General features: G+C 60.9%; 20 protein-coding genes, 2 tRNA genes and 1 pseudogene. 6 read left to right on the top strand and 17 right to left on the bottom strand.

What is annotated here, in order from left to right; genetic code table 11:
- Positions 1–41 precede the first annotated feature (41 nt).
- Positions 42–2,003 (bottom strand): excinuclease ABC subunit UvrC, encoded by a 1,962-nt coding sequence (gene uvrC, locus LY631_RS17065; RefSeq protein ID WP_274426800.1) that lies wholly within the window; start codon positions 2,001–2,003, stop codon positions 42–44.
- Positions 2,000–2,764 carry an SDR family oxidoreductase gene (locus LY631_RS17070; protein ID WP_274426801.1) on the bottom strand — a complete coding sequence of 255 codons (765 nt, stop codon included), beginning with the start codon at positions 2,762–2,764 and terminating at the stop codon, positions 2,000–2,002. The genes uvrC and LY631_RS17070 overlap by 4 nt, the downstream gene beginning before the upstream one ends.
- Before the next feature lie 360 nt (positions 2,765–3,124).
- Here LY631_RS17070 and LY631_RS17075 point away from each other — a divergent pair, with 360 nt between their 5' ends.
- Complete coding sequence (locus LY631_RS17075; RefSeq protein ID WP_274426802.1) at positions 3,125–3,790, top strand: outer membrane protein; 666 nt, start codon at positions 3,125–3,127, stop codon at positions 3,788–3,790.
- A 47-nt stretch (positions 3,791–3,837) separates the two neighbouring features.
- Here the strand turns inward: LY631_RS17075 and LY631_RS17080 are convergent, their stop codons facing one another.
- From LY631_RS17080 to LY631_RS17090, 3 genes are all read right to left on the bottom strand, one after another.
- The gene (locus tag LY631_RS17080; RefSeq protein WP_274426803.1) at positions 3,838–4,494 is read right to left on the bottom strand and encodes a ribonuclease T2; all 657 of its coding nucleotides are present in this window, start codon (positions 4,492–4,494) and stop codon (positions 3,838–3,840) included.
- 17 nt (positions 4,495–4,511) lie between these two features.
- On the bottom strand, positions 4,512–4,955 hold the full coding sequence (locus tag LY631_RS17085) for a hypothetical protein (protein ID WP_274426804.1): 444 nt from the start codon (positions 4,953–4,955) through the stop codon (positions 4,512–4,514).
- An 81-nt stretch (positions 4,956–5,036) separates the two neighbouring features.
- Entirely contained in the window at positions 5,037–5,888 is an 852-nt protein-coding gene (locus LY631_RS17090) for a 23S rRNA (adenine(2030)-N(6))-methyltransferase RlmJ (protein ID WP_274426805.1), read from the bottom strand.
- A 106-nt stretch (positions 5,889–5,994) separates the two neighbouring features.
- Here LY631_RS17090 and LY631_RS17095 point away from each other — a divergent pair, with 106 nt between their 5' ends.
- Complete coding sequence (locus LY631_RS17095; protein ID WP_274426806.1) at positions 5,995–8,097, top strand: molybdopterin-containing oxidoreductase family protein; 2,103 nt, start codon at positions 5,995–5,997, stop codon at positions 8,095–8,097.
- 45 nt (positions 8,098–8,142) lie between these two features.
- Here LY631_RS17095 and LY631_RS17100 read toward each other — a convergent pair.
- The 3 genes from LY631_RS17100 to LY631_RS17110 form a co-directional block, all read right to left on the bottom strand.
- Positions 8,143–8,219: transfer RNA gene (locus LY631_RS17100), tRNA-Arg, on the bottom strand.
- A 12-nt stretch (positions 8,220–8,231) separates the two neighbouring features.
- Positions 8,232–8,537, bottom strand: a complete 306-nt coding sequence (locus LY631_RS17105) for an ETC complex I subunit (protein WP_274426807.1) — start codon at positions 8,535–8,537, stop codon at positions 8,232–8,234.
- Between the two features lie 62 nt (positions 8,538–8,599).
- A tRNA-Pro gene (locus LY631_RS17110) sits at positions 8,600–8,676 on the bottom strand.
- A 163-nt stretch (positions 8,677–8,839) separates the two neighbouring features.
- Here LY631_RS17110 and LY631_RS17115 point away from each other — a divergent pair.
- Positions 8,840–9,028: a hypothetical protein gene (locus tag LY631_RS17115; protein ID WP_274426808.1), complete on the top strand. Its 189-nt coding sequence runs from the start codon at positions 8,840–8,842 to the stop codon at positions 9,026–9,028.
- 64 nt (positions 9,029–9,092) lie between these two features.
- Here the strand turns inward: LY631_RS17115 and LY631_RS17120 are convergent, their stop codons facing one another.
- Positions 9,093–9,779, bottom strand: coding sequence for an HdeA/HdeB family chaperone (locus LY631_RS17120; protein ID WP_274426809.1), 687 nt, complete (start codon positions 9,777–9,779; stop codon positions 9,093–9,095).
- A 6-nt stretch (positions 9,780–9,785) separates the two neighbouring features.
- Between LY631_RS17120 and LY631_RS20530 the strand changes: the two are divergent.
- Positions 9,786–9,848 (top strand): annotated as a pseudogene (locus tag LY631_RS20530) (hypothetical protein); the annotation flags it as partial.
- A gap of 62 nt (positions 9,849–9,910) precedes the next feature.
- On the opposite strand, the gene hdaA reads toward LY631_RS20530, so the two are convergent.
- The 3 genes from hdaA to LY631_RS17135 are packed head-to-tail and all read right to left on the bottom strand — an operon-like array spanning position 9,911 to position 12,277.
- Positions 9,911–10,612 carry a DnaA regulatory inactivator HdaA gene (gene hdaA, locus LY631_RS17125; RefSeq protein ID WP_274426810.1) on the bottom strand — a complete coding sequence of 234 codons (702 nt, stop codon included), beginning with the start codon at positions 10,610–10,612 and terminating at the stop codon, positions 9,911–9,913.
- On the bottom strand, positions 10,609–11,748 hold the full coding sequence (locus tag LY631_RS17130) for an AI-2E family transporter (RefSeq protein ID WP_274426811.1): 1,140 nt from the start codon (positions 11,746–11,748) through the stop codon (positions 10,609–10,611). The genes hdaA and LY631_RS17130 overlap by 4 nt, the downstream gene beginning before the upstream one ends.
- Positions 11,720–12,277 (bottom strand): CDP-alcohol phosphatidyltransferase family protein, encoded by a 558-nt coding sequence (locus LY631_RS17135; RefSeq protein ID WP_274426812.1) that lies wholly within the window; start codon positions 12,275–12,277, stop codon positions 11,720–11,722. The genes LY631_RS17130 and LY631_RS17135 overlap by 29 nt, the downstream gene beginning before the upstream one ends.
- Positions 12,278–12,462: 185 nt before the next feature.
- Between LY631_RS17135 and purM the strand changes: the two genes are divergently transcribed.
- Positions 12,463–13,527: a phosphoribosylformylglycinamidine cyclo-ligase gene (purM, locus tag LY631_RS17140; RefSeq protein ID WP_274426813.1), complete on the top strand. Its 1,065-nt coding sequence runs from the start codon at positions 12,463–12,465 to the stop codon at positions 13,525–13,527.
- A complete protein-coding gene (gene purN, locus LY631_RS17145; RefSeq protein ID WP_274426814.1) occupies positions 13,524–14,231 on the top strand; it encodes a phosphoribosylglycinamide formyltransferase in 708 nt (235 codons plus the stop codon). The genes purM and purN overlap by 4 nt, the downstream gene beginning before the upstream one ends.
- A 20-nt stretch (positions 14,232–14,251) precedes the next feature.
- Here the strand turns inward: purN and LY631_RS17150 are convergent, their stop codons facing one another.
- The 5 genes from LY631_RS17150 to thiO are packed head-to-tail and all read right to left on the bottom strand — an operon-like array spanning position 14,252 to position 17,548.
- Positions 14,252–15,001 carry a hydroxymethylpyrimidine/phosphomethylpyrimidine kinase gene (locus tag LY631_RS17150; protein ID WP_274426815.1) on the bottom strand — a complete coding sequence of 250 codons (750 nt, stop codon included), beginning with the start codon at positions 14,999–15,001 and terminating at the stop codon, positions 14,252–14,254.
- Positions 14,998–15,603 (bottom strand): thiamine phosphate synthase, encoded by a 606-nt coding sequence (locus LY631_RS17155; protein ID WP_274426816.1) that lies wholly within the window; start codon positions 15,601–15,603, stop codon positions 14,998–15,000. The genes LY631_RS17150 and LY631_RS17155 overlap by 4 nt, the downstream gene beginning before the upstream one ends.
- Complete coding sequence (locus LY631_RS17160; RefSeq protein WP_274426817.1) at positions 15,600–16,376, bottom strand: thiazole synthase; 777 nt, start codon at positions 16,374–16,376, stop codon at positions 15,600–15,602. Before LY631_RS17160 ends, LY631_RS17155 begins: the two co-directional genes overlap by 4 nt.
- A gap of 1 nt (position 16,377) precedes the next feature.
- Positions 16,378–16,575: a sulfur carrier protein ThiS gene (gene thiS, locus LY631_RS17165; protein ID WP_274426818.1), complete on the bottom strand. Its 198-nt coding sequence runs from the start codon at positions 16,573–16,575 to the stop codon at positions 16,378–16,380.
- Positions 16,544–17,548 (bottom strand): glycine oxidase ThiO, encoded by a 1,005-nt coding sequence (gene thiO / locus LY631_RS17170; protein WP_274426819.1) that lies wholly within the window; start codon positions 17,546–17,548, stop codon positions 16,544–16,546. Before thiO ends, thiS begins: the two co-directional genes overlap by 32 nt.
- Positions 17,549–17,550: the final 2 nt, after the last annotated feature.

The raw sequence follows: 17,550 nt of genomic DNA on the forward strand, positions 1-17,550 counted from the left end.
CGAGCATGTGTCACGGTGATGAAACCAAGTCCCTAACAGCTCTAACCGTTTTCATGAAAATGGCTGTAGACCTGCCGGGCGATCGATTCAGATATGCCCTCGACGCTCATCAGATCCTCCACACCCGCGCGGCTCACTGCCTTTGCGGTTCCGAAGTGGTGCAGAAGCGCACGCTTTCGCCCCGGACCGATCCCCGGGACCTCATCGAGCGGATTCCGCGTCATTTCTTTCTTTCGCCGTGCCCTGTGAGAGCCGATGGCAAAGCGGTGCGCCTCATCGCGCAGCCTCTGGACGAAATAGAGCACCGGATCGCGCACCGGCAGGCTGAAGGACGGGCGCCCATTCATGAAGAAGCGCTCGCGCCCGGCCTCCCGGTCCGGCCCCTTGGCGATTCCGATGGCGGTAACCATCTCCGCAATGCCCAGATCGGCGAGAATTTGTCGCACGGCGGAAAGTTGCCCCTGGCCACCGTCGATAAGGATTACATCCGGCCATGCGGGAAAGGCCTCGGCATCGTCCTGCGGGTCGGCGCCATTAGCGGGAAGGCCGTGTTCCTTCACGAGACGCGAGAAGCGCCGCCGCATTACCTCGCGCATCATGCCGAAGTCGTCCCCCGGCGAGATCTCGGTCGAACGGATGTTGAACTTGCGGTATTGGCCTTTCACAAACCCTTCCACGCCCGCCACGATCATCGCGCCAACGGCGTTCGTGCCCATGATGTGGGAGTTGTCGTAGACTTCGATGCGGCGCGGAGTGCTCTCCAGGCCGAAAGTCTCGGCCAAAGATTCCAGAAGTCTCCGTTGGGAGGAGGTCTCGGCCAGCCGGCGGCCGAGCGCCTCGCGCGCGTTCTGAAGCGCATGCTCGGCGAGATTCTTCTTCTCCCCGCGTCGAGGGGCGGAGACGAAGACCTTGCGGCCCGCCCGCGCCGACAAGGCTTCGCTCAGCAGTTCCTGGTCTTCGATCTCATGCGACAGGAGCAGCATCCTGGGGCAAGGCTTGTCATCATAAAACTGGGCAAGGAAGGAGCCCAGCACCTCGTCGGGACCAAGCGCGGGATCAGCCTTGGGAAAATAAGCCCGGTTGCCCCAGTTCTGCCCGGTACGGAAGAAGAAGACCTGAATGCAGCTCTGCCCGCCTTCCTGGTGAATGGCAAAGACGTCGGCCTCCTCGATTCCTTGTGGATTGATGCCCTGATGGCTTTGCACATGACTGAGCGCAGAGAGACGGTCACGATAGACCGCCGCCCGTTCGAAATCGAGCGCGTCGGAGGCCTCCTGCATCGCGTCGGAGATATCCGCCTTCACCCGGCTCGAACGCCCCGAAAGAAACGCCTTCGCTTCAGAGACGAGTTTGGCATAGTTCTCGGCGCTAATCTCACCGGTGCATGGGCCGGAGCAGCGCTTGATCTGGTAGAGCAGGCAGGGCCTGGTGCGGCTCTCGAACACGGAGTCCGTGCAGGTACGGATGAGAAAGGCTCTTTGCAGAGAATTTATGGTTCGGCCAACGGCCCCGGCAGAGGCAAAGGGGCCGAAATAGTCGCCTTTCCGCGTGCGCGCACCACGGTGCTTGAAAATGCCCGGAGCGGGATGATCGCCCGTCAGGAGGATATACGGAAAGGATTTGTCGTCGCGCAGAAGCACATTGAAGCGCGGGCGCAAATGCTTGATCAGGTTCGCTTCGAGCAGCAGCGCCTCGGTTTCGGTGCGCGTGACGACGAACTCCATGGACGCCGTTTCGCGGATCATCCGCTCGATCCGGTTTGAGTGGCCGCGCCCCTGGGCGTAATTGGTGACGCGCTTCTTCAGGCTGCGGGCTTTGCCGACATACAGCACGTCACCCTTGGCGTTCATCATACGATAGACGCCGGGCGCGTTCGGCAGGCGTTTGACCACAGCCTGGATGACCTCCGCGCCGGCCGCGGCTTTCTCGCTGCCCGCGCTGTCCCATGCTACCAATGTGCCGGACAGGGGGATGGTCTCGGGAGGGGAGGCCGATACACTCATTCGGCGACCCCAACCACGTCCGGGGTCTCCCACGCAAGATGCTGGCCGCCATCAAGCGCGATCATCTGGCCCGTAATTGAAGGCGTCTCCCAGAGATACCGGATCGTCGCACCGAATTCGAAGAGCTCCGGCCCGCGGCGCAAGGGAAGGTTTTCGGTCTGCCGCCGGAAATCCGTTTCATCTTGGCGCTTGTTGGGCAGGGTCGGGCCCGGACCGATGGCGTTGACGCGGATTCTCGGCCCCAGCGCCTGCGCAGCCGTATGTGTCGCGGTCCACAAGGCCGACTTCGACAGCGTGTAGCTGAAGAAGCGGGGCGTCGGCCGCCAGACGCGCTGGTCGATCATATTAACGACCAGCCCTTCGCGCTCCGGCGCTAACAGATTGGCAAAGCGCCCGGTGATGATGGACGGCGCCTTCACATGCATGGCGAAATGCCGGTCCCATATCTCCTCGGAAAACGCCTCTACGGAATCGTCCTCGAACACGGAAGCGTTGTTAATCACCAGTTGCACCCGGCCGAGGCGGCTGACCGCCTCGTCGATCAGGGCCTTGGCCTGCGACGTGTCCGTGAGATCCGCCTGCAGCACGCAGGCCGAACCGCCTCGAGCCGTGATCTCTCCGGCGAGTTCCTCGGCATCGCTGCGTGAGCGGCTGCAATGGATCGCCACGCCGAAGCCATTGGCAGCGAGATCGCGAACGATCGCCCGCCCGATTCGTTTTGCCCCTCCGGTAACGAGTGCGTTTACTCCGGTCGATTGCATGATTCTCCCGCTTGCCTTTCCTCATATATAGGCTCGGACCATGTAAAATCACAGCATTCCCGGCCGGCTTCGGGCCACGGATTCCGAGCAACGGTAATGACGACGCGCTTGCCGGTGCTGCTTCGTTCGATTAAAACTGTGTCCTTTCCGTCACAGTCATTCGCGACGCAATTGCGAATATGGAATACTTCGATCTTTGGTCATCATCCGGCCACGTTTCACCCGTTCTGCTTCGGCCTGTGGAACCGTGCGGCCATGACATTCGTTTTGGACCGCCGGTGTGGGGGCATTTGAGGGAGATGTTGCCGGCCTCCCTGGCATCATCCCCTTCGTAGATTTACCGGGTTAAGGAGTGTACGAATGAAACTCAACAAGAACTGGATGCTCGGCGCAACAGCCGGAGCACTCGTCGCCACCGGAATGACCTCCGCTTATGCCGCGGACGTCGTGATGGAACAGCCGCCCCAGCCGCCGGCTGCCCCGATGGCGGTTGCTCCCGTGGCAACCTGGGCGGGCCCTTATGCGGGTATCGCGCTTGGCTACGGCTTCGAGGGCAAGTTCGAAACTGACGACGTCGAGGTCGAAGAGAGGGCCGATGGCTTCGTCGGTAGTGCTTTCGCTGGTTGGAACGGCCAGTCCGAAGCGTTTGTCTACGGTGTCGAGGGCGATGTCGGCTATAACGGCATGGACGTCGAGGACGGCGACGACGAGTTCAAATATGGTGTCGATGGTTCGCTGCGTGCGCGCCTCGGCTATGCCATCACCAACGACGTGCTGGTCTACGGCACGGCCGGTGGTGCAGCGACCCGCATCAAAGCCGAGTCGCCAATCGACTCTGACACTGCCACCGCGATTGGCTGGACGGCCGGAGCTGGCACCGACGTCAAGCTCACCGAGCAGTCCTTCGCGCGGCTCGAGTACCGCTACACCGACTATGGCAGCGAGACTCTGACGTACGCCGGCACCGACCAGGACGTCGACGCCAGCAACCATCGGGTCATGGTCGGCTTCGGTATGCAGTTCTAAGAAACAGACTACCTCCAGTCTAAAGCCGGGCCTCGTGCCCGGCTTTTTTATTGGCTACGCACCGCCGGCATGAGTGCCGTCGATCGTCGGCAGGCGTTACGATCGACCTCCTCGCAAGAGCGGAACTCCAGGTCACGCGTCATGCAAATGCGCACCTCGCGAAGGAAGCGGCGGTCGCACGTCACCGTCACGCCGTCCTCCGGAAGGCCGGGATTGGCATCGATGAACTGTGTTTCCACATTCTCCGGCGCGACCCGTGTTGCATCGGTCAGTCGCATATACGGGGAGGGGATTTCGACCACTTCCCGTGCCTTGCGCAAAAGCGCGAGATAATCAGCCTGCGTCAGCCCCGAGCAGGAGCCGTGCTTGCGCCATTGGTGGCCGATCAGTCCGGCGGAGGGCACGATGTCGAGATATTCATGCACCAGCCTGTCGGGTACACGGTCCGGCTGGTGGGTCGGGCAGAATTCGGGATAGCTGTTCTCATACTGTGGCCACAGGCCGTGAACGATAAATGCGTAAGGACGCGCTTGAGCACCGCATTGGCGCGGATTCGCATCAGAGCCTTCGGCCGCGCAATAGCTGGGCGACCACGACAACGAAAGAACATAGAAGTCAAAGTTGCCCGGCTCCGCACCACGTTCGCCTGCCATGGCAGAGGTGATGAACGGCAGTAGGGCAGCAAGGGCGACAAGGGCGCGCATCAGCGCCTCAGACCTGCCTAACGCAAGACACGGCACGCGGCATCATAAACATTCCAACGGTCAAAGCCGGACACGCAGAACTCTACATTGTCTCCTATCCCGGCAAAGCCCTGGCCGTATTCGATCAGGTACCAGATCGGGCGGTTGTCTCCACTGGAAAGGAGGGCGGTGGCCGCGCAGTAACGCCGCTCGATCGGGCTGTTCGGCGTTGCCGGCTCGTAGCGTGTGAGGCGCGCCCCGTAAAAGTCGACAATATCGACGTTCGGCAAATGCGGCACGTGCGTGACCTGATGCCGGAAACGGCTCCTAATGGCGCCGCGCACGCTCTTGTGAGCGCAGATACCATCCTGGGGCACGACTTTCTTCGCAATGAAGTCCGCGGCCTGCGCCTGCTCCGAGTGCATGGGCACGGTTGAAAGCGCAATTGCCAAAGCTGCGGCGAAAGCCTGGATACGCGCCATCCTATTTTCTCCTGGAAAATTATTGAATCCGAGAAGTGCAGTCTCGGGCAGGTGAGCGCGCCCGTCAAGACACAACAGATATCAGGAACGCTCGGGCGTCAGCTGATCTATTGCAAAGCTGCCGGGAGCGTTGTCTCCAAGAATTTTAGCCAGAGTTGGCAGTAATAGATCGAGCTCCTGCCGGAGGAGATAGGGCGGATTGACGACGATCATGCCGGAGCCGTCGAATCGTTCCTCTGTGGAGCGGCGAATCTCCAGCGAAACATCGAGAATGTCGGGAATGCCGCTTTGTGCCAGGGCTTCACGGAATGCCGCCACCGCCGTGCGGTTCTTGATCGGATACCAAAAGGCGTAGATACCGCCCGGCCAGCGGCGGTGAGCTTTCTTCAGGCTTTCCAACATCCGGTCGAACTCACCAGGTTTCTCGAAAGGCGGATCGACCACCACCAATCCGCGCTTCTCCTTCGGTGGCACGTGCGCGCCGAGCGCGAGCCATCCGTCCAACTCAATCACGCGCACCTGATGATCTCCGGCGAAAACCTGCCGAAGCAGCGCAGCATCCTCCGGATGCAGTTCGATCGCGGTCAGCCGATCCTGCTTGCGCAGCAGGTGCCGCAGGATGGCTGGCGAGCCCGGATAACGGCTGCTCGCTCCGGATTCGTTCACCGATGCAACACTATCCAGTAGAGGAATGAAAAGACTACGGGTTTTCTCGTCGAGCTTTGCTTCAATGAGCCGACCTATGCCGCTTCGCCACTCGCCGGTCCGCTGGGCCTGATCGGAGGACAGGTCGTAGATCCCGGCACCGGCATGGGTATCGATGACACGGAAGGCTTTGTCCTTGCGTTTGAGATATACCACGATGCGCGTAAGCACCGTATGCTTCACCACATCGGCGAAGTTTCCCGCATGGAAGGCATGACGATAGTTCATTCAGAGGTGGTCCTCCGACCAATCATCCAGGGCTATTGATGGTGTAAGCATTTTTGCTCGATCTGGCTCTACTCTTTAGTGGCGGAAGCGACTAGTTTCGCGTGTCATGAATACACATCCCGGCATCCATATCGGCCATTCAGCCTGTCCGCATGATTGTCCTTCCACCTGTGCGCTCGACGTGGAGATCGTCGATGGCCGCATCGGTCGTGTCCATGGCGCCAAGGACAACAGCTACACCGCCGGCGTGATCTGCGCCAAGGTCGCTCGCTACGCCGAGCGGGTACATCATCCCGACCGCCTGCTGAAACCTCTCGTACGCGCCGGCGCCAAAGGAGAGGGTGCCTGGAAGGAGGCGAGTTGGGAGGCTGCGCTCGACCGCGTAGCCGAAGCTTTTCTGGAGGCGGAGCAAAAGCACGGCAGCGAGACCGTATGTCCTTATCAATATGCCGGCACGATGGGTCTCGTTCAGCGCGATTCGATCCATCGCTTGCGCCATGCAAAACGCTACTCGAATCAGTTCGACACGATTTGCACAAATCCGGCCTGGTCGGGCTATTTGATGGGCGCCGGTGCCCTGCGCGGTCCCGATCCGCGGGAAATAGCCAAGTCCGACTGCATCGTAATTTGGGGCACCAACGTCGTCGCCACGCAGGTCAATGTAATGACCCACGCCGTGCGCGCTCGAAAGGAGCGCGGCGCGAAGATTGTGGTCATCGACGTCTATAATAACGCGACCATGAAGCAGGCCGACATCGGTCTCGTGGTGCGACCCGGTACGGACGGCGCACTGGCCTGTGCCGTAATGCACGTGCTGTTTCGGGAGGAGCTCGCCGACTGGGACTATCTCACGAAATACACAGATGATCCAAAGGGTCTTGAAGCGCATCTGGAGAGCCGCACACCGGAATGGGCCGAGGCGATCACCGGCATACCGGCGCCGGAGATCGAGGCGTTCGCCCGGCTCGTCGGCGCGACAAAACGAACATTTTTCCGGCTTGGTTACGGTTTTACCCGCAATCGGAACGGCTCTGTCAATATGCATGCGGCGCTCTCGATTGCAGCGGTTACCGGCGCCTGGCAGTTCGAGGGTGGCGGTGCTTTCCACACGAATTCGGCGATCTTCGGCCTCGACAAGTCATTGATCGAAGGGGATGCCTTTCGCGATCCTGGCATAAGGTCGCTCGATCAGTCGCAGATCGGCCGGGTCCTGACCGGCGATGAAGCCGCACTTTATGGCGGCCCACCTGTGACGGCTATGCTCATCCAGAATACGAATCCAGCCAATGTCGCGCCGGAGCAGCGGCTGGTGAGGCAGGGATTCATGCGCGACGATCTGTTCGTCTGTGTGCACGAGCAGTTCATGACGGAGACGGCCGAACTGGCCGATGTCGTTCTGCCGGCCACGATGTTCCTGGAGCACGACGACATTTATCGTGGTGGCGGGCATCAGCATATCCTCCTTGGCCCCAAACTTATCGATGCACCGGGCGAGGCGCGGCCCAACATCGAAGTCGTCGAGGAACTGGCCAAGCGCCTGGACGTGGCGCATCTGCCCGGATTTGGCATGTCGGCGCGCGAGCATGTGGATTGGATTCTAGACCGGCGCGGGCTTGGGACGTTCGAGAGCTTCAGGCACGAGAGGTGGGCGGATGTGCAGCCCGATTTCGCGGCGGCGCATTACCTGAACGGCTTCGGTCATCCAGACGGAAAGTTCCGTTTCCGCCCGGACTGGACCGGGACCTACGGATCGAACCGCCCACCGGAATCGATGGGCATCCTCGGACCTTACGATCGCCTGCCCGAATTCCCCGATCATGTTGATTTCATCGAGTCCGCCGATGCGGAGCATCCCTTCCGGCTCGCGACATCTCCGGCGCGCAATTTTCTCAATTCGAGTTTTACCGAAACCCCAAGCTCGCGAAAGCGGGAAGGGCGGCCGGAGCTCATGCTTCATCCGAGTGATGCGGCTGCCCTGGAAATTGCGGATGGCGAGCGCGTCGAGATCGGCAACCATCGCGGCGAGGTGGTGCTCCATGCAAACCTATCGGATGTAGCGCGGCCCGGCGTCCTGATCGCCGAAGGCATCTGGCCGAACGGCGCACATGAACGCGGCGAAGGCATCAATGTGCTGACGGGGGCGGACGCCGTAGCGCCGTTCGGCGGCGCGGCGTTTCACGATACGAAGGTCTGGCTGAGGAAAGCCTGATTTACGCCGGCTGATCGACCGTTCCCGGTCGGATCCGGCACAACATGGCGACCCCGGCGTGACTCGAACACGCAACCTGTGGATTAGAAGTCCACTGCTCTATCCAGTTGAGCTACGGGGCCGAGTTCCCGGACCTAATGGGTCCAGGGAATTTTACGGTCGTACCGGAAATTTTCGGCGTAGGAAACCTGCCGCCGCTTGGGCTTTTTCTCTTCTTCGACCCGGTGCGGAATACTGTGCTTTTGCGCGTAGGCAATGGCTTCCTCCTTGGAGGAGAACCTGAGCTGTACCTGGCGCCGGGTATCGGACGAACTCGTGTATCCCATCAGCGGTTCGATACCGAGTGGAGATTCGGGTTCGAATTCAAGGATCCATTGCCCGGTCTTGGCTGTGCCGGATTGCATGGCCGTCCGCGAAGGGCTGTAGATACGTGCAGACACGTCCCAATCCTCAATTCTTATCGCCATGCCTCATCTATATCGCGAGGCGGCGAAGTCCATTCTGGTCGGAGCGGCAGGATTCGAACCTGCGACCCTCTGGTCCCAAACCAGATGCGCTACCAGGCTGCGCTACGCTCCGAAGCGCTGAAATCCCTATATTCTTGGCGGTAGAAGCGCAAGACCAAAGTGTCCGCGCGGGACTGTATATGGGTCTTTGCGGTGGAGGGGAAAAGAAGGCAAGGCAGAGAACAGGAACCGTTCAGGCTCTCGCCGCATTGCGGTTGAAGAACAAGCGAGTAACGATGCGCGCGATTCTCGACACACTCATCTGGCTGCTTCTTTTGCCCGGAGACTGGGTTTCGGACAGACTCGGTGTCTCGAAAGAGGAGAACCGGGATTTGGTGCGGATGCTCATTAATGGCTTCTTCTGGATCACGATCGCCATTATCGGCTTGGCCATCTGGACGTCGACATTGCCGATATACGAATAGCGTTTCCGACGCATAAAAAAGCCCGTCGCCAAAGGCGACGGGCGTTCGGGGGCCTTAAGCAGCCTTACTGCATGGTGCCAGCGGCGCCGCCCTGTTCATTCAGAACCTGCGAGACCTGACGGTCAGGCGATTCCTGACAGGTGCTCATTACGCTCTCGACGTCCACATCCGTGCCGAGAATACCGCTCAGCGACCCGGTGGTCGAAGCAGTGGTTCCCGTGTCCATTCCGGAGTCCGTGCCCACATCCGATGTGGCAGCTGTAGTGCTGGTATCCAGATCCGTGTCAGTTTCAGCCTCGGCGGCAGTCGTTGTGCCGTCGCCCGTCGTGTCATCCGCGGACGTGTCCGCACTGGCCGTGGTGTCCATATCGGTATCGAGATCGGCTCCGGTGTCCGTAGCCGCAGCGGTATCGCTGCTCGATTCGATCGACATATCATCACCGGCTTCCGCGCTGGCTGTGGTGTCCGTCGAAGCGTCTAACCCGGTGTCAGCGCCGGTGCCAGTGGCAGTGCCAGTGCCAGACGCTGCGGCTGTATCCATGCCCATGCCCTGGTCCTGGCCGGCATTCAGGCCAGCGACGTAATAAAGCGCGCGTTCCGCTTCATCGTTGTCCAGCGCCAGAATGTCGGAGCAGGTGATGTCGGATGCCATCTGCTGTGTTCCGGTCTGGCTCGTGTCCTGAGCCGTCGCCATGCCGGCCCCCATCATCAGGGCCGCAATGCCTGCTGAGGCCTTAAGAAGGCTTTTCATGATTCATCTCCGTCGGTTAATTGCTCGGCCGTGTCCATCGGCGTCCTATCCAACAAAGAATTGACGTAGAGGTTCCCAAAACCGCAAATTTCCGATGAAAGAAAACATCGGGAACTGTCGCGCTGCCCATTTCAGATCGGGTGCTCTCGACCTTCTTCCAGAGCCGACAGGATCTCTGAGGCAAGCCCCCGAGTGACGCGCGCCTGGCGCTCGAGCGCAGCCTTGTCAAGGTGCTCGACGAGCATTTGTGCCGTGGAGAGGGACCGTTCCATCCGCCGCACAATGAACTGCACCACATGCGGCTCGACGCCCACCTGGCGGTCGGCGAACAGTTTCACGATGACGCCGCTGAGCAGCATGTCGTCGGGTTCCTGAATTTCCACAGTCGCCGCGGCTTTCAGCCGCGAGAGGAGATCGGGCAAGCTTACACCCCATCCGGCAGGGAAGCGCCGCGCGGTCAGAAGCAGATGCGTTCCGCTCGACCTCACCGTATTGATGAGATGAAACAGCCCTGTCTCGTCGAGATGCGGATCGTCGGTATCGTCTACGAGGATTGGCCGGTGTTCCGCTGCGGCTAACGCATCGGCGTCAGTCTGGGCCGCAGGAACGCTGAACGCACCGCTCTCGGTCCGCCAGATATCCGCCAGGTGCGACTTTCCGGAGCCGGCCGGGCCTGCCAGGACAACGACCGGAGCGGGCCAGTCCGGCCAGCTTTCCACGAGCGTCACAGCCTGTTCATTGGCCGGCGTGACGATGAGGTCATCGCGCGAACGCGCTTCGCCATGCGCCAGGTCCAGGGGAAGTTGCCGCGGTGAGGGGTGCCTTGCCTTCACTTTCCGCCCTCCGAGTCCGGTTCTTCCACCTGTCCGCTATAAAGTGGCGACGCCAGATACCGCGCCAGAGCGAAGCGAACCAGAACCGCAATCGAGGCGGCTGTCGGAACGGCAACGAGCAGGCCGACAAAGCCGAACAGATAACCAAAGGCGAAGAGCGAAAACATCAGCCACACCGGATGCAGGCCGACACTGCGGCCCATCAGCCGCGGCTGAAGGATATTGCCCTCCAGAAACTGACCGCTGAAGAACACGATTGCGACCGCGGCAATCCAGTACCAGTCCGGCCAGAACTGTACGAAGGCGACACCGATCGACAGGATTAGGCCGATCAGCGAACCGACAAAGGGAATAAAGCTGATCAACCCGGCAAAAAAGCCGATGAGGAGCCCGAAATTGAGGCCGAGCAGGGTGAGACCGATCGCGTAAAACGCTCCAAGGATGAGACAAAGCGTTCCCTGTCCGCGCACGAAACCGGCGGTCACGGCGTTGATGTCTCGCGCGATGCTGCGTACCGTTTCCAGATGGTCTCGCGGAATCCAACTATCGACGGTGTCGGTCATCCGATCCCAATCGAGCAGCATGTAAAATGCCACGACCGGGGTCACGATAAGGAGGCTGACGAGATTGACGAGCGCCATTCCCGAGCTCCACAAGGAGCCGAATAAGGTGGCAATGAACCCGGTGCTCTGACTGAGCAGTTCGTTCAGCCACTCCTGCAGCGACTGCGTGTTCACCCCGACCGTTCTCTCGAACCATTGCGGGTCGAGGTTAGTGATCAACGATTGAAGGCGTGACACATATTCCGGCAGTCGCCGTGCGAACTCGGCAAGCTGGTTGCCGAGCACCGGGACCACGATCATCAAGGCGACGGTCAGGATGAGCAGAAACGTGACGAGGATCAGGATACTTGCGGCAAGCCGCGACAGACCCAGTCGCTCCAGCCGGTCAGCGACGGGATCGAGAAAATAGGCAAGCACCATTCCCGCCAGAAACGGAAGGAGAATGGAACTGAAGATGTAAAGAAAAAGGATCAGTGCGAGGGCCGCGGCAACCCAGAAGGCAATCTGCCGAGCGATAACACTGCGATGGGACGCACGTTCATCCTCATCCTTGTGGGGTGCCGGTATCGACATAGCCGCCCATGTGTTTGATCCAGCTGACGAGATAGGCCGCGCCGGAAGCCACGGTCAAGAGCGCGGACAGAAAGATGAGCGCCGTATAGACGGGGCCGAGGGAGAAGGCAAAGGACAAACTGGCCAGAACCAGCGCCGCCAACAGAAACTGCACAAGCGTATTGGCCTTCGAGACAAACAGCGGTTTCATGGCAACGGGATTCCCCATGATCGTGGCCAGCACCACGCCGCCGACAATCAATCCGTCGCGCGACACCGCGGCGATTACGAGCCAAAGCGGCAGATGCTGCATATAGCCCAGAACGACGAAAACGCTGACGAGCAGTAGTTTGTCTGCGATCGGATCGATGTAAGCGCCGAGTTCGGAGCGTTGATCGAAATGCCGCGCAATGAAACCGTCCAATCCGTCCGATATGGCAGCGACGACAAAGCCTGCGAATGCCCAATCGACCTCTTCAGTCATCAGTGCGAAAATGACAGCTGGGACAAGCAGAAAGCGCGCTAACGTGATAAAATTCGGAATGGTCAAAGAACTGTCTCCACAGTGACGTCCGTATGGCTTTCTGCAAAAATCTTGCGCCCAGCCTGCATAGATGGACGGCTCCAGCGGGCTCTGCAAGTGGAAAGACGCGGGCAGCGCCGCAACCGGAGGGCTTTGCGGCTTGCAGTGTTTGGCGCCTCATGCCAAGAGCGCCATAGCGTAAGAGGGCCGAGATGAGCGAACGAAAGAACGGATTGAGCTACGCCGATGCGGGTGTGGATATCGACGCTGGTAACATGCTCGTGGAGAAGATCAAGCCGCTGGTCCGCTCTACCCGCCGGCCGGGCGCCGACTCGGAGATCGGTGGCTTTGGAGGGCTGTTCGACCTCAAGGCCGCGGGGTTTTCAGACCCCATTCTGGTGGCGGCCAATGATGGGGTGGGAACAAAACTGAAGGTAGCTATCGAAGCCGGCAAGCACGACACGGTCGGCATCGATCTCGTGGCCATGTGCGTGAACGATCTTGTCGTGCAGGGCGCGGAGCCGCTTTTCTTCCTCGACTATTTCGCCACTGGCAAGCTCGATGCCGAGCAGGGTGCGGCGATCGTCGCCGGCATTGCCGAGGGCTGCCGACAGGCCGGTTGTGCGCTCATCGGCGGCGAAACAGCGGAAATGCCCGGAATGTACGCGCAAGACGACTATGATCTGGCCGGCTTTGCCGTTGGCGCGGCCGAACGTGGACAGCTTCTGCCGAGCGACGATATTGCCGAAGGTGACGTGATTCTCGGCCTGACGTCGTCGGGACTGCACTCGAACGGTTTTTCACTGGTGCGCAAGATCGTTTCAGCGGGCGGATTTGATTGGCAGGAAAAGGCGCCTTTCGATGACAGCCGGTCGCTCGCGGAGGCGATGCTCGAGCCGACGCGAATCTACGTCAAACCGCTGCTTCAGGCCATTTCCGCCACTCATGGAGTAAAGGCGCTTGCGCACATTACGGGTGGCGGTCTCACCGAGAATTTGCCACGCGTCCTCCCGGATGCCATCGCAGCGGAGATCGATCTGGATACGTTCGATGTCCCGCCGGTCTTTTCCTGGCTGGCGAATGATGGCGGCGTCGTGTCCTCCGAGATGCTGCGCACTTTCAACTGCGGTGTGGGCATGGTGGTAGTCGTCGGGGAAGGGCAGGCGGCGCAGGTTGCGGCTCTGCTTCAGGAGGCCGGCGAGGAAGTAATCTCCCTGGGACGCATTATTGCACAGCGGGAAAACGGGATCATTTATCGGGGGAAGTTGGCGCTATGACTGCACGAAAGAAAACCGCGATTCTGATTTCCGGCCGCGGCACTAATATGCGCAGCCTTATTCAAGCCGCGGTGGAGAATGAGTATCCGGCGGAAATTACCGGCGTGATCAGCAACCAGGCGGATGCGCCGGGCCTTGCGGCCGCGGCCACGCTCGGCATCTCTGCCATCGCTCTTCCGCGTTCCGACTATGACGACAAACGCGCACACGAAGCCGCCATTGAGCGAGCGCTGGCGGAACAAGGGGCCGAGATCATCTGCCTGGCTGGCTTCATGCAGATGCTGAGCGTTGACTTCGTCGCGCGATGGCAGGGGCGGCTGCTTAATGTCCATCCCTCGCTCCTGCCTCTCTTCAAGGGGCTCGACACACATTCCCGTGCCTTGGAATCGGGCATGCGGGTCCATGGCTGTTCCGTCCACTTCGTGACTTCGGAAATGGACGATGGTCCGGTCATCGCTCAAGCCGCCGTTCCAATCCTGCCGGATGATACCGAAGAGACCTTGCGTGAGCGCGTGCTGAAGGAAGAGCATCGGCTCTACCCGATGGCGCTGGCGCTCGTCGGCTCCGGACGGGCGCGGATGGAGAACGGAAAAACCGTTTACCACACGACCGAGATCGGCTGGGGCGAACGGTCGAGCCTGCACGTGCCGTCCTCCATCGAGGAAATCGCCAATCTGGAAGATCTGGCACGGCGGACGCCGTAACGTTCGTTGGGCCTGAGGTGCTATTTCCCAGTACGCGACATGCTGTGGTGAAGAAACCGCTTTGCTTTCGCGACACTGTTTTCCAGCCTCTCGCCGCGGGCGAGGAGAGATGCTACCGCGCTTGAGAGAATGCAGCCGGTTCCGCGCATTTCGACGGTCAACTTCGGAAGTGAAAACCGATGCACTGCCGCGCCGGGGCGCAGGAGAATGTCGGTTGCCTCGTCTCCTGCCGCATGGCCGCCCTTGAGCAAGAGTGCCTGGCAGCCGGCCAGAAGAAGCTGTTCGCCTTGCCGGATGGTGTTGTCTTTGTCAGCCGCTGTTTCCTCCCCGGCGAGCAGAGCAAGCTCGTGCAGATTGGGCGTGACGAGTGCTGGGAGCGGCATCAGAACACGTTTCAGGCGCGCGATGGCGTCCGGCACCAGCAATGCGCGTCCGGAAGACGCTGCCAGCACGGGATCCAGCACCGTCGGAATATGAGGATGATCACGGAGCACTGCAGCCACGGCTTCGACCGTTTCCGCCGCCGCCAGCATGCCGATCTTGATGGCAGCGACAGGGTTCGCCTCAAGTGCTGCCCGCATCTGCTCTTCGACAAGGAGAGGGGGCATCGTCTCGACTGTCCGCACCGCGTCATGAGTCTGGACGGTGACGGCCGTAACGGCGAGACAGGTCCGCATGCCGAAGGCGCCGACCGTTTCAATGTCGCGTGCGATGCCCGCGCCGCCGGAGGAATCCGAGCCGGCAACGATCAGTACATGAGGTGCGTTCATCGCCACGGATCAGTTGCCGCGACCCATTCGCGGGCGCGGGCCTCGGGGTCGGGATTGAGCGTTATGTCGGTCACCACCGCCGCACTATTGGCGCCGTTGTCAAACACACCAGACAGGCGTTCCGGGTTGAGGCCGCCGATGGCGACCAGCGGGCGGTCACCAATCTTCTCGCTCCATTCGCGCAGACGTTCGAGTCCTTGCGGCGCCCACTTCATCTTCTTCAGGATGGTGGGGTAGATCGGACCGAGTGCGAGGTAGTCGGGGTCGGCGGCAAGCGCGGTCTCCAGTTCTACATGGTCATGCGTGCTGATTCCGAGCTTCATATCGGCCTTCTTGATGGCGGCGAGATCGGCGGCAGCCAGGTCTTCCTGGCCGAGATGGATGAAATCGCAACCCTCTTCAATTGCAAGCTGCCAATGATCATTGATGATGAGTTGGCATTGTTGCTCCGCGCAAATCCGTTTCGCCCGGCGAATTGAGAACCGCAGAGCTTCTTTCTCCATATCCTTCAGGCGAAGCTGGACGAGCTTTATGCCCACGGGTACGAGGCGCTCGATCCAGCGCGTGTCGGGAACGATCAGATAAAACGGGTCGAGCTTCATGACAGCAGCGCCCTTCCGAGAAGGGGTGTGGAGGGGGCTGCCATGTCGCGCGGCTCCAGCATGCCCGCTTTGCTGGCCGTATGGCCGGCGTCTGTTGCATTGGCGAAGGCTTCGGCCATGCGGACGGGGTCACCTGCTTTGGCGACCGCCGTGTTGAGCAGCACACCGTCAAAGCCGAGTTCCATGACCATCGCGGCATGGGAGGGCCGGCCGAGCCCCGCATCCACGATGAGTGGGGTGCCGGGAAAGTGGGCACGCATGGCCCGGAGCGCGTCTGAGTTGAGCGGGCCCTTGGCCGAGCCGATAGGCGCACACCAGGGCATGAGCACCTCGCATCCCGCCTCCATCAGTCTCTCAGCCACCACGAGATCGTCGGTCGTATAGGGGAAGACGGCGAAGCCCTCCTCGCAGAGAATGCGTGCGGCCTCGACAAGGCCGAAGACATCAGGTTGGAGCGTGTCCTGGTGGCCGATAACCTCTAGTTTTACCCAGTTTGTGCCAAAAACTTCACGTGCCATCTGAGCCGTGGTGATCGCCTCCTTGACCGAATGGCAGCCGGCGGTGTTCGGCAAAACGTGCACGCCAAGATCCTGAATGAGCTTCCAGAAGTCGCCGCCGGAACCGCTCCGCGCGCCCTCACGTCGCAAGGAGACCGTCACGGCGCCTGCTGCGGAAGCCTTCACCGCCTCTGCCATTATGGCGGGAGATGGATATTGCGCCGTGCCGAGCAACAATCGGGAGGAAAGCTCGGTGTTATAGACGGTCAAGGGCATTTCATCCTCCTTGCCGGGGTGTGACGATTTCGATGCGGTCGCCTTCCGCAAGCGGTGTTTCCGTGCGCCGAGGGCCGGGGACAAACTCGCTGTTGAGGGCGGTTGCATACCAATCGCCCTCGTAGCCGAGCTCGGCAAGCAAGCCGTCGAGCGTATCGGCTCTCGCCTCAAGCGGTTCGCCGTTGACGATCAGCTTCATTGAACGATGCCTCCTCGTTTGAATAAAGGACTTCTGCAGCCTGGCGGGCGAGCGCGGGCGCGAGCAGAAAGCCGTGGCGGTAAAGGCCGTTGACGTAGGCCGTAACGCCGCGCTCGACGATGCGCGGGAGATTGTCCGGGAACGCCGGGCGAACGCCGCTGGAAAGCTCGAGAATGCGCGCCTCGGCAAAGGCTGGATGCAAGGCGTAGGCAGCGTTGAGAAGCTCAACGAGCGAGCGGGCAGAGGGCGGACCCTCATCGTCCGACTCGATCATGGTAGCGCCGACCATGAAGCGCCCGTTGCCGCGCGGCACGATATAGACCGGAAAGCGCGGATGGATGAGGCGCACGGGCCGGGAAAGCGTGATCTCGGGCGTCTCCAGATAGAGCATTTCGCCGCGTATACCGCGGAGTTGGGGTAGGGCGGTTTTGGCCGCCATGCCGGTGCAGTCCACTACGCGGTCGAAGCAGGTGTGGTCGGTCTCATTCGCCGGGCCGAAGGCGAATTGTACGCCCTTGCTGGCGAGTTTCACCTGAAGCTTCTCAAGTGCCGCGCGCGGATCAAGGTGAGCCTCCTCTGCGAAGAAAAGACCCGCCTGGAAGCGCCCGTCGAGATCGGGTTCGAGCGCGGCGATTTCCTCGGCCGAAACGGCGGCGTACCCAGTGGTACGCGCGACGAAGTGCTTAAGCTCGAACGCATTACGCGGCGGCGCCACCACGAGCGTACCTTTGAAATTCACGATCCCGGGCAAGACGCGGTCCCACCATGAGGCCGCACCTTTTCCCAAGGTGATAACGTCCTCCTCCGCGCTCTCGCGTTCGCAGTAGGGCGCGAGCATCCCGCCCGCGCACCACGAGGCACCTGCCCCCAGGGAGGACGCCGTGTCGGCGACCGTCACCGCCGCGCCGCGCTGGACAAGCTCGTACGCGACCGCGAGGCCGGCGACCCCTGCGCCGCGGATGAGAACATGCACCG

The organism is Chelativorans sp. YIM 93263 (genome assembly GCF_028767125.1).
Classification (GTDB): Bacteria; Pseudomonadota; Alphaproteobacteria; order Rhizobiales; family Rhizobiaceae; genus Chelativorans.

What these genes read in the sequence shown, in the direction of transcription:
- uvrC (WP_274426800.1), bottom strand. Translation starts at nt 2,003, where the DNA reads ATGAGTGTATCGGCCTCCCCTCCCGAGACCATCCCCCTGTCCGGCACA.
- LY631_RS17070 (WP_274426801.1), bottom strand. Translation starts at nt 2,764, where the DNA reads ATGCAATCGACCGGAGTAAACGCACTCGTTACCGGAGGGGCAAAACGA.
- LY631_RS17075 (WP_274426802.1), top strand. Translation starts at nt 3,125, where the DNA reads ATGAAACTCAACAAGAACTGGATGCTCGGCGCAACAGCCGGAGCACTC.
- LY631_RS17080 (WP_274426803.1), bottom strand. Translation starts at nt 4,494, where the DNA reads ATGCGCGCCCTTGTCGCCCTTGCTGCCCTACTGCCGTTCATCACCTCT.
- LY631_RS17085 (WP_274426804.1), bottom strand. Translation starts at nt 4,955, where the DNA reads ATGGCGCGTATCCAGGCTTTCGCCGCAGCTTTGGCAATTGCGCTTTCA.
- LY631_RS17090 (WP_274426805.1), bottom strand. Translation starts at nt 5,888, where the DNA reads ATGAACTATCGTCATGCCTTCCATGCGGGAAACTTCGCCGATGTGGTG.
- LY631_RS17095 (WP_274426806.1), top strand. Translation starts at nt 5,995, where the DNA reads ATGAATACACATCCCGGCATCCATATCGGCCATTCAGCCTGTCCGCAT.
- LY631_RS17115 (WP_274426808.1), top strand. Translation starts at nt 8,840, where the DNA reads ATGCGCGCGATTCTCGACACACTCATCTGGCTGCTTCTTTTGCCCGGA.
- LY631_RS17120 (WP_274426809.1), bottom strand. Translation starts at nt 9,779, where the DNA reads ATGAAAAGCCTTCTTAAGGCCTCAGCAGGCATTGCGGCCCTGATGATG.
- LY631_RS17130 (WP_274426811.1), bottom strand. Translation starts at nt 11,748, where the DNA reads ATGTCGATACCGGCACCCCACAAGGATGAGGATGAACGTGCGTCCCAT.
- purM (WP_274426813.1), top strand. Translation starts at nt 12,463, where the DNA reads ATGAGCGAACGAAAGAACGGATTGAGCTACGCCGATGCGGGTGTGGAT.
- purN (WP_274426814.1), top strand. Translation starts at nt 13,524, where the DNA reads ATGACTGCACGAAAGAAAACCGCGATTCTGATTTCCGGCCGCGGCACT.
- LY631_RS17150 (WP_274426815.1), bottom strand. Translation starts at nt 15,001, where the DNA reads ATGAACGCACCTCATGTACTGATCGTTGCCGGCTCGGATTCCTCCGGC.
- LY631_RS17155 (WP_274426816.1), bottom strand. Translation starts at nt 15,603, where the DNA reads ATGAAGCTCGACCCGTTTTATCTGATCGTTCCCGACACGCGCTGGATC.
- LY631_RS17160 (WP_274426817.1), bottom strand. Translation starts at nt 16,376, where the DNA reads ATGCCCTTGACCGTCTATAACACCGAGCTTTCCTCCCGATTGTTGCTC.
- thiS (WP_274426818.1), bottom strand. Translation starts at nt 16,575, where the DNA reads ATGAAGCTGATCGTCAACGGCGAACCGCTTGAGGCGAGAGCCGATACG.